General features: G+C 53.1%; 7 protein-coding genes and 2 pseudogenes. 6 read left to right on the top strand and 3 right to left on the bottom strand.

What is annotated here, in order from left to right:
* Nucleotides 1–424 (top strand): annotated as a pseudogene (locus tag Q376_RS24290) (transposase); the annotation flags it as partial.
* Between the two features lie 142 nt (nucleotides 425–566).
* On the opposite strand, the pseudogene Q376_RS25360 reads toward Q376_RS24290, so the two are convergent.
* The 3 genes and pseudogenes from Q376_RS25360 to Q376_RS24275 form a co-directional block, all read right to left on the bottom strand.
* Nucleotides 567–955: pseudogene (locus Q376_RS25360) on the bottom strand (IS30 family transposase); the annotation flags it as partial.
* A gap of 353 nt (nucleotides 956–1308) precedes the next feature.
* Nucleotides 1309–3516 (bottom strand): polysaccharide biosynthesis tyrosine autokinase, encoded by a 2208-nt coding sequence (locus Q376_RS24280; RefSeq protein WP_155834244.1) that lies wholly within the window; start codon nucleotides 3514–3516, stop codon nucleotides 1309–1311.
* A gap of 51 nt (nucleotides 3517–3567) precedes the next feature.
* Nucleotides 3568–4704 carry a polysaccharide export protein gene (locus Q376_RS24275; protein ID WP_081803472.1) on the bottom strand — a complete coding sequence of 379 codons (1137 nt, stop codon included), beginning with the start codon at nucleotides 4702–4704 and terminating at the stop codon, nucleotides 3568–3570.
* A gap of 808 nt (nucleotides 4705–5512) precedes the next feature.
* Between Q376_RS24275 and Q376_RS0109135 the strand changes: the two genes are divergently transcribed.
* The 5 genes from Q376_RS0109135 to Q376_RS22020 all read left to right on the top strand — a co-directional run.
* On the top strand, nucleotides 5513–5752 hold the full coding sequence (locus Q376_RS0109135) for a hypothetical protein (protein WP_043447107.1): 240 nt from the start codon (nucleotides 5513–5515) through the stop codon (nucleotides 5750–5752).
* Nucleotides 5753–5775: 23 nt separating this feature from the next.
* Nucleotides 5776–6477, top strand: a complete 702-nt coding sequence (locus Q376_RS22025) for a YjbF family lipoprotein (RefSeq protein WP_052365103.1) — start codon at nucleotides 5776–5778, stop codon at nucleotides 6475–6477.
* Nucleotides 6478–6544: 67 nt separating this feature from the next.
* Nucleotides 6545–7336 carry a capsule biosynthesis GfcC family protein gene (locus Q376_RS0109125; protein WP_027350058.1) on the top strand — a complete coding sequence of 264 codons (792 nt, stop codon included), beginning with the start codon at nucleotides 6545–6547 and terminating at the stop codon, nucleotides 7334–7336.
* Nucleotides 7333–9555, top strand: a complete 2223-nt coding sequence (locus Q376_RS0109120; RefSeq protein ID WP_245598931.1) for a YjbH domain-containing protein — start codon at nucleotides 7333–7335, stop codon at nucleotides 9553–9555. The genes Q376_RS0109125 and Q376_RS0109120 overlap by 4 nt, the downstream gene beginning before the upstream one ends.
* A 101-nt stretch (nucleotides 9556–9656) precedes the next feature.
* A partial coding sequence (locus Q376_RS22020; RefSeq protein WP_043447100.1) for a sugar phosphate nucleotidyltransferase occupies nucleotides 9657–9900 on the top strand: 244 nt, incomplete at its 3' end.

The following is a 9900-nucleotide window of genomic DNA, read 5'->3' as shown; positions in this document are numbered from 1 at the left end:
AGCTTCGTGAGGATGGCTTGATGGACCTGGACACCTGGATGATCGATTCCACGGCCGTTCGTGCGACTCGAGCCGCCTCGGGAGGCGGTAAAAAGGGGGGTCGGACGAACCGGTAGACCATGCGCTGGGCCGCAGCCGGGGAGGCTTGACCACCAAGATTCATCTGGTCTGCGACCGGCATGGATGGCCACTGGCCTTTACCTTGTCACCCGGTCATGACGCCGACTCTCGTCATTTCATTCCCACGATGGAAACGATTCGCCTACCGGGAAACGTGGGCCGGCCCCGAAAGCGCTGCCGCTATGTCGTAGCAGACAGGGGCTACGACAGCGATGAATTGCGCTGCTACTGCGACCGACACCAGATGAAGCCGGTCATTGCGGAGCGCAAGATGCATCGAAAACCTCATCCCGGATTGTCCCGGGGGTGATAGTTCGTAGCGCCCTGTCATACCTCACCTATGCAGTTGCAGCATAGGTAAAATTGGCAGAACCGACTTTTCGTACAAAACCTAAAAGATCAACGATTAATATAAGTAGCGGTTGCAGGACCTGAGTGCAAAACGGTTATTGAATTGAAGTGGACACATCATGTCGCATAGCCATGGCGTCTTGCATCACTTCGCCCATCACTTCGATCGGGCATTTGAAGATGAAGTATTTGCGCGGGCAGATATTCAGCTGCAAGGCGATGACATCCAAAGTCTCCTGGCTATACATCGGCAAGTCCGTGCCCTTGGGCAGATACTGGCGAATCAGTCCGTTGATATTGAAGGGACGGCCATCCGCTTGCTGCCGCGCTGCCAGGAGGCGGTGCTGTTCACAGAAATAAAATCACGCCCCCGGCCTGCTGGGTGATCTTCGCCTGCCGCGCGATGGTCGTAGATCATGCTCTGACGCACCATCAGCGGCAAGCTGTTGAGCGCTGCACTGAAGCCCTCCAGCGCCCTGGTCGCATATATACTTAAAATTCCATTTAGGAACTCAAAGTAGGAGTAAGCAATACCATACAAGAATAATTTTCCATGCTTTTATATAAGATTCTTGTAATATATGATATTTTCATTTGTCGCAACAGCATTAAATATCTATATTGTACATGATATCCAATTCTCTAATTTATGCGGCTCAGGTATAACCTATAGAAATTAAATTCGCTCATCAAGATAAAACCCCCACAAATAAAGCATATTTATATATTTAATAGACTCTTCCGTTGCTATGGGAATCATTAAATGCTATAGCGATAACTTGAAAGAGCCTTTGTTAATAAGGCAAACAGTAATTTGCTATAAAAATCCTTTAGATGTTATTTATAGCTGTAATTGTAATAGCCATATCCATATGTTGCGGCTGCGTTCCTTTCAATAGCATTTAAAATAGTGCCTTTTAGAATCACTCCTGCATTCTCCAGCCTTTTTTGAGCGAACTCAATTTCTTTGATTGGATTATATTGAAACCTAATAACCATAAGCACAGTACCAACATTTTTCCCAATAATCATTGGATCAGTTACTGCAAGAACTGGAGGAGTATCTATGATAATTAAATCATAGACTTTTTCCAATTCAACCAACATGCTTGAAAATTTTTCCTGCATTAACAATTCCGATGGATTCGGAGGCACACTGCCACGTGTAATTACATCTAAATTTTGAACTGATGTGTTTTGAATGACATCAATCAAATTGGTCTGTTTTGACAAATAGCTAGATAAGCCTATATCTGACTTCAGCCTAAAAGTATGATGTATATAACCTTTCCTCATATCAGCATCAATTAATAATACCTTTTGGTCGCCCTGAGCACATACTCCAGCCAAATTCGAACAGACAAAACTCTTCCCAATACCAGGACTTGGTCCGGTTATCATTAATATATTATTTTTCGCTTCAATCATTGCATAATGCAAGCTCGTTCTTAAATTTCGAAGTGCTTCTATAGATAAGTCCGAAGGCTTTTTCTCTGCCAAAAGATCACTAGTAACTAAATTTGTTACCGCACTTCCTTTATGACGAACTCGTTTGGTTAGCTTGATCTGTTCTTCTGAAAGCGGGATTGTTGAATATACTGGCAAACCTATTTCTTCTATTTGCTCAGGCGACTCGACTCCTTTTCGAAGATGACGCTTGATAAAGGCACTAGCGATTCCTAATAACGCTCCCAGAGCCAGCATTGCTGAAAGGATTAGTAATTTTTTTGGGGCGACTGCATTTGGTTGAGATACAGCCGTATCTAAAATGCGAACATTTCCTACTGTGCTTGCTCTTGCAATATTTGTTTCTTGTATTTTATTTAACAGCTGTACATAAACTTGCTGATTTACTTCTACATCGCGTTGCATGCGCAGAATTTGCTGCTGCGTTTCGGGCAAACTATTTATTTCTCTATTAAGATTTCCCCTTTCTTGAAGTAACTGGCTTTTTTTCTGTAGTAAGGCCGCATATGTGGGATGACTCGGTGTGAATCTTCTGGATATATCTGCCTCAGCAAATTCAAGTTCATTAAGTTGAGAATCAAGATTTACAACACGTTGCAGCACTGATTGAGTTTCTAGAGAAAGGTCTACACTATCCTGCTGCGTTCTATACGCATTCAATATGTCCTCAGCCGCTGTTAGTTCAGCTCGTACTTCGGGGGCCTGTTGTTGCAAAAAATTTAAACTTTGCTCTGCTTCCGCACTAGATCTTTGAATATTTTGTTGTAAATAATTTTGACTTATGTATTGAGCAATCTGTTGTGCTCGTTGGCTATCTGGATCATTCACAGTAATCTTAAGAACATTACTTTCTCTTCCCTGAGCAGTAACGGAATAATTATTTCTCAAGCCATTAATCGCCGAAAGCTCAGAAATTTTCGTGAGGTCAAATTTTGCTTTATCGCCAGCGTGAAGTTCAGCTATTCTTAGCCTCACCTGCCCATCTAAAAAAACTTCATCTTCACCAATTATTCCATTCCCTAGCAATTGATCGTTCAAACTTAATTTATATGTTTCATTATTTATTTTTTGGATTGTGAATTTTTCACCAAAATAAGCTGAATCTACAATAAACTCGCCAATATTTATAAACTCATTTGCCCATACACTACTTTCGGCAAAGCTCGGTCGCTCGAATCCATTTCTCGTCAAAAAATTGCCCAACAAAAAAAATCTATGCGGCTCAACAATCGTATCTAATCCTAACTGCCTGACCGTCTGTCCGAGCACTAAACGTGATTGTAAAATTTGTATTTCTGTATCATTTGACGGGGCCTCTTGACCTAACATTCGGCTGACATCTTGCATGGGATTGCTAAAAAACCCAGGCTGCTCAACTTGAACTAATGCATCAGCCTGATAAATAGGGGTAACTATAGTCACATAAGCTAGACCTATGGCAAAAAATATCCCTGCACAGCTAAGTATAAGCCATTTAGAATCAATCAAAGTTCCTAATAGCTGCCCTATATCAATATCATTATTTACATTTTTAGCCTCAGTTAACCCATTTTGAGATGATGTTATTTCTTGCTTCATAGCTTCTAACTCCTCAACCTTTTACACGTACTAAAATGAAGATGATTAAAGTTAATTCCTATTTCTCAAGTCGTCAGCTTCATTAGCCGTACGAGTAACTTGGTATATGGAAGTTACTGAAGGAAGTAGTAAACTAATTGTTCTGTTCCAGCGACCAAGCTCTGTAGTAGTAACATATACTATATCGGTTGGTTGGAGCATAAATTGATTACCCAACATTAATGCGGCACTATTTCGGGCATTAAGCTGATAGACTGTTGCCAATTTGTCACTAGACTCTGGCGCTTGACGAATGACAAAAATTCCGGTCGCATCAGCACTAGCCTCATTAATTCCGCCACTTTGCGCTAATGCATCAGTTAAGGAGTACTGAGAATTACCCATAGATATAGCACGAGCATCTCCCACTTCACCCATTACATATACTTTTTGATTGCCAATGTCAGGTACATGGAGTACATCACCATCTTCTAGAACCCTATTTTGACCTAAATCACCACCAGCCAACATGTCATAAACGTTTATTTTTATATCTTCTCCTTTATGGGTCAGCGTAACATTATGCCAATCTGCAAATTCATTAAATCCGCCGGCAGCAGAAATCGCATCAAGGATTGTTAATGGCACATCTGTAATAGATTGAACACCTGATTCTGTTACTTGTCCAGTGACATATAGTTTCTGCGATCTATATTGTAAAACACGCACATCAACCTGTGGAGAAGCTACATAGTCAGCTAGCCGGCGTTGAATCTCATTACGAACTTCTTGAACTGTTCTGTTAGCAACATCGATAGTGCCTATATAAGGATAATAAACAGTTCCATCAGCATGAACGACATTTCCTTGCTGGCTAACATTATTATTATCAGTCCCGGCTGGGTTGGTTAGTTCAGGATGTTCATAGACCACCACATAGAGAATATCCCCAGCACCAATACGGTACTCATAAGGAGGTTCGTGTTCACTCGCTTTTAGAACAGCACGATCAAACTGAGCACGCGTAGCTTTTGCTTGTTGAGCTTGCGTCCGAACCAGTCCCAATGTAATTGGCTCCACATCGACCAAATCATCGATAGGGGCACTATCTGTGCTGTAGGTCATATTGCCGCCGGGTGCGAAAGCACAACCCGCGACAGGAGGGATGAAGGCTAGGCAAAGGCACCAGCGGGCGAGCGATCCAGTCATCAAGCGAAATCCATTCAGTAATCGATGTGCGTGACGCCCCCCCTCTCGCAGACAGGAGAGAACCTTTTAGTGCTTGAGAGGGACTATACAAGCGTGGAAGAGACAAAGGTAGGCGAAATCGGGGCGCTAGGCCGCCAAAAGCCAGGCACGCTACCGCCCGGGGATTGAAGCGGCATATCCCAAGCCGAGCGACAAGTAACCCATCACTTCTGTCCACCCGGACCGGGCGGATGAAGGACGCGAGTGGCGAATGCAGCCCTGAATCGGACCCAGCCCTATACTGGCAGCGGACTGGGCCATTGGTAGCCGAGTGTACAAGCTCGGTTCAAGGACGCCTAGCGTTGACATGGGGATCTTCTGTTGCGTTCTTGCAACCGAATCAATCCGCTATGGGACGCTTCGCCGACTACCTTAAGGAAATATTTGACCATTGAAAAGGCGCTAACTACTGTCGATTCGGCGCGCCCCCTCCTGCTAGAAGTCGCCTTGACTAGCCCCTTTAAGGCTCATATTTCGCTTTTTGCGCTTGACTTAAGTCGTATCGACTTAATAAAAGTTACAAACAGAGAGATGAGAATGCACATCAGTGAGACATCAGGTGAGCTCGTGCGTGCTTGAGTAACAAACGCTCACCAAGTTTCGTCGCCAATCTACATGGCAACGATTGCGTTCTGGCGCGGGACGAATTTAATATCGGGCCACGAGGGATTTACCTATACTGGCCCAGTGTGTGACCGAAACGTCCCAAGGGTTGGGCCGATTCGCGTCGCGCATTTAGGTTCCTCCATCACACTCAAGGAGAACGTTGATGATGAAGAAAACCCTCGCCACCTTGGCGATCGCCGGTATGGGCGTCTCCGCAGCTGCGGTGGCCCAGGATCTGCCCCCCGGGGCCGAAGCCGGCACCGCCGCGCCGACCTACTCCACCGCACAGATCATCGGCGGCGCTACGCTCGCCGCGGTCGCGGTCGGCATCGTCGCTGATTCTTCCGGCGGCAGCGGCACCTCTGGCACCACTGGCACTACCGGCACTACTGGTACCTTTTGATGCCGAAGGATTCGACTTCCTCAATGTCGATGACGGGCCGCCTTCGGGCGGCCTTGTTCTGCGCAGCGGCCACTTGGCTCAGCGGCTGCAGTACCGGCGACACTTCTCCGCTCGGCGCTTCTCTCGGCGCTATCGTCAGCGGCGGCGGCGATGTCGCGACGGATGCCGAGCGCATCCCCTATGCATCGCTTGAAGTCTCCACCGGTGGCAACCAATCGCTAATGGTGATGGCTTACCGCCGCGGCAGCGATACCTACTGGCAGGCGCGCGACCGCGCCACCGTCGTGCTCAGGGAAGGCCGGCTCGATGCGACTTCAGGCTTCGAGCAAGATCTGCTCGGCGTCAAGGTCGAGGACCAAGAAGCGAGCGCCGAGCTGCCATGGCAAAATGCCGCCACTACCCCGCAGCGCTACCGCTTGACCGCCCAGTGGCAACAACAGGACAGCGTGCGTCACTCAGCCGTCGGTGCCGCCACGCTGCAGTGCGACACCGCCACTCAGGCCGTGGCGCTCAGCCTCACCACACGTATGCTGCAGCGCTGCATCGAGACGGTGGATTGGGGGCGCGATGGCCGCACCCGCAACGTGTTCTGGCGCGACCCAGGGGATATGCGGATCTGGGCTGCCACCGAGACCCCGCGCCCGGGTGGCGAACGATTCGAATGGCGTATCGCCCGCCCTTGGTGGCCGGCCCAAGTGCCGCCCGTACCCGATCAGGGCAGCTGATTCTCGCTGGATGACTCGACGAGCCTTCAAGACGATGCCACCGACTGCGCCGAGATACTCTCCAACAATGACACGTCTAAGCTCACTGCTTCGCACTTGCACCCTGCCGCTGCTGCTCGCCGCAGCGATCACCCCTTGGCATCAAGCTTTCGCCCAGCCAAGCGACGCTACCCCGGCCCCGACCCTGCGGGATGCCTGGCTCGCCGCCGCGCAGCAGCAGGATATCGACTGGGGTTATGCCTTCATTCTGCGCAGTCGCGATAGCGAAAGGATTTCCACCTACGCCAACCGCCTGCCCGAGGAGCTGCAGGTGATCGCGACCCAGCGCCTGATACAGGGCAGCCCTGCCGAGAGCCGGGCGATGCTGGCGTGGCGCGAGGCACTGCTCGAAAGCGGTGCCGAACCTCGCCGCACCCCGGGGCGTGCTGATTTGCCAATGCTGCTCAACCGGCCCCGGCTCAACGTACCGCTCGAAGAAATTGCCCAATTCGGCTACTGCAGCGCACCTGAGTGGGTTGAAGTGTGGAGTTTCAACGGCGTCACTCGCCTTGCCTGGCACCCGGGGATGACTGTAATGAGCGCGTTGAAAGCGCTGGGGAGCGAAGCCTATGCCAGCAGCGACACGGCAAGCCTGGTGTCCCCCAGCGGCGATACCGTACGCCTCGGTATCGCCTCGTGGAATGCACAGAATGCCCCGCTCGCACCGGGCGCGCGGCTGGTGGTGGAGATTCAAGCCAACAGTGCATCCGGAGACTGGGTCAATGCGGTACTCCCCTGGTTTCTCGCCAGCCGACTGCCAGGTGATCAGTGCACTCAATTCGCCCCCAGCGCCCCAGTACAGGGAGTGAGCCAGCCGTGAATACCCCTCACTCCGTCCGCGCCACCACGATGTCGCCCCCGCGCCCGGTACGTACGCGCTTGGCCTGCGCGGTGCGCGCCATCCTCGCTAGGCGGCGGCCACTGCTGCCCCCAATGGCTGGGGTAATGCTGGCGATGAGCTGCGCCGCCCAAGCCCAGCAGGATCTCCCCAAGCAGGACAATCTCGGCAGCTCGCAGAGCGACTTCGGCGGCGTCGGCCTGATGCAGACCCCAACCGCCCGCTTCGCCCCGCTGGGCAACGCAGCCTTCACCTATAGCCGCGCCAGCCCCTATCGTCGCTACAACTTCAGCTTCCAGCCTACAAGTTGGATGGAAGCGGGCTTCCGCTATACCGAGATCGAGAATCGCTCCTACGGCGCTGTCGCCAGGGACCGCAACTATCTCGACCGCGGCTTCGACATCAAGCTCAAGCTGAGCGATGAAAGCCGCTACTGGCCGGCACTCGCCGTCGGCGCAAGGGATATCGGCGGTACCGGGCTGTTCTCGGCCGAGTACCTGGTCGCGAGCAAGCGCTGGTACGACTTCGATTTCACCCTCGGCATGGGCTGGGGGTATTTGGGCAACAGCGGGGATTTCTCCAGCCCGTTCGGCTGGGCCAGCGACCGCTTCGATAATCGCCCAGGCCGCGAGAGCACCAGCGCGGGCGATTTCAATCTCGACCAGCTGTTCCGTGGCGACGTGGCACTGTTCGGCGGGATCGAGTACCAGACCCCCTGGGACCCACTGGTGCTGCAGCTCGAGTACGAGGGCAACGACTACCAGAACGAGCCCAACCCCAACTCCTCATTGCCAAACAATAATCAGCCACGCGACTCTAGGGTGAACATCGGCGCGCGCTACCACGTCAACGACAACCTGGCGCTGAACGTCGGCTACCAGCGCGGCAATACGCTGATGGCTGGGGTGACGCTGAGCGCCAACCTCGGCGGGCTGGCGCAGATCAAGTTCGACCCGGAACCGGTTCCGCTCGAGGATGAGCCGCCGGTGACGCACACCGAGGATTGGAGCGAGGTTCGTCGCCAGCTTGCCGCCAACGCGGGGATCAAGGTCTACCGGGTAGTCGAGCAGGGCAATACCCTGCTGGTCGAAGGCGAGCCGACCACCTACCGCTCGATGCCAGAGGCCGAGGGGCGGGCCAACCGCATCCTGCACAACGCCGCCGGCCGCGATATCACTACCTTTCGTTATCGCTGGTACTCCGAAGGCGTGGCGATCCGTGAGGACGTCCAGCCACGCCAGGCGTTCGTCGATGCCGTGGCGAGCGAAGACGCCAACATCGACTATCGCCACTCGATCTACTCGCTGGCGGCGACCGGCCGGCCGGCCAAGGGCGAGGTGCTCGACGAGCCGAGCTACCCTCGCTTCAACTACGATATCGGTCCGGGGCTTCAGCAGAACGTCGGCGGCCCGGATGGCTATCTTTACCAGGTCACCGCCAACCTGGCCGCCAGCTACCGCACCGATCGCAATGGCTGGTTCTCCGGCCTGGTCGCCTACAATCTGTTCGACAATTACGATCGTGCGGAATACAGCACTTCCAGCCGTCTGCCTCGGGTACGTAGCGATATCGACCGCTACGTACAGGAATCGGACTTCTCGGTACGCAACCTGCAGTACACCCGCACCGCTCAGCTCGGCGATGACTGGTACGCGATGGCCTACGGCGGGCTGCTCGAGACAATGTACTCCGGCGCCGGGGGCGAGCTGATGTATCGGCCGTTCAATACACCGCTGGCCTTCGGCATGGATCTCAACTGGGTCAAGCAGCGCGATTTCGACGGTGGCTTCGGCACGCGCGACTACGATGTATGGACGGGCCATATCACCGGCTACTGGGAGACCGGGTTCGAGGACGTGCTGGCCAAGCTCAGCGTCGGCCGCTACCTCGCCGGCGACGTCGGGGCGACGCTCGATTTGTCCCGCCAGTTCGCCTCCGGCGTGCGCCTGGGCGCCTGGGCGACCAGAACCGACGCCGGAGACGACTATGGCGAAGGCAGCTTCGACAAGGGCATCTACGTGACGATTCCGCTCGACGCCTTCTTCGTCAAGTCGAGCCGCAACCAGGTTGGCCTCGCCTGGCAGCCGCTGATCCGCGACGGCGGCGCACGGCTGGGCCGCGCCTACAGTCTTTATGACCTGACCTCGGAGCGTTGGATGGGCAACTACTGGAACCAGACCCCGGACGCACTGAAGCCCTGAACGGCGCCTCTAGGCGCAAGCTCGAAAGACCACCGGTGACGCGCTTGCGGCGCCGGTGGGCAGTGAATTCTCCAGATCGAGACCAAAGAGAGATAACGCCGATGATTCGCAAAGCAGTCCTTCCCGTTGCAGGTTTCGGCACCCGCTGCCTGCCCGCCTCCAAGGCGATCCCCAAAGAGATGATCACCATCGTCGACAAGCCGGTGATCCAGTACGTCGTCGAGGAGGCCGTCGCCGCCGGCATCAAGGAGATCGTGCTGGTCACCCACTCCGCCAAGGCCGCGATCGAAAACCACTTCGACAAGCACTTCGAGCTCGAGACCCAGCTCGAGGCCAAGGGCAAGA

The organism is Halotalea alkalilenta DSM 17697, from assembly GCF_000621205.1.
In the GTDB taxonomy this organism is placed as follows: Bacteria; Pseudomonadota; Gammaproteobacteria; order Pseudomonadales; family Halomonadaceae; genus Halotalea; species Halotalea alkalilenta.
The sequence above is the reverse complement of the archived record's forward strand: the minus strand, read 5'-3'. Positions and strand labels throughout refer to the sequence as shown.

Excerpts from the sequence above, each read along its gene's own strand:
- Q376_RS0109135 (WP_043447107.1), top strand. The coding sequence starts at position 5,513 with ATGATGAAGAAAACCCTCGCCACCTTGGCGATCGCCGGTATGGGCGTC.
- Q376_RS24280 (WP_155834244.1), bottom strand. The coding sequence starts at position 3,516 with ATGAAGCAAGAAATAACATCATCTCAAAATGGGTTAACTGAGGCTAAA.
- Q376_RS24275 (WP_081803472.1), bottom strand. The coding sequence starts at position 4,704 with ATGACTGGATCGCTCGCCCGCTGGTGCCTTTGCCTAGCCTTCATCCCT.
- Q376_RS22025 (WP_052365103.1), top strand. The coding sequence starts at position 5,776 with ATGTCGATGACGGGCCGCCTTCGGGCGGCCTTGTTCTGCGCAGCGGCC.
- Q376_RS0109125 (WP_027350058.1), top strand. The coding sequence starts at position 6,545 with ATGACACGTCTAAGCTCACTGCTTCGCACTTGCACCCTGCCGCTGCTG.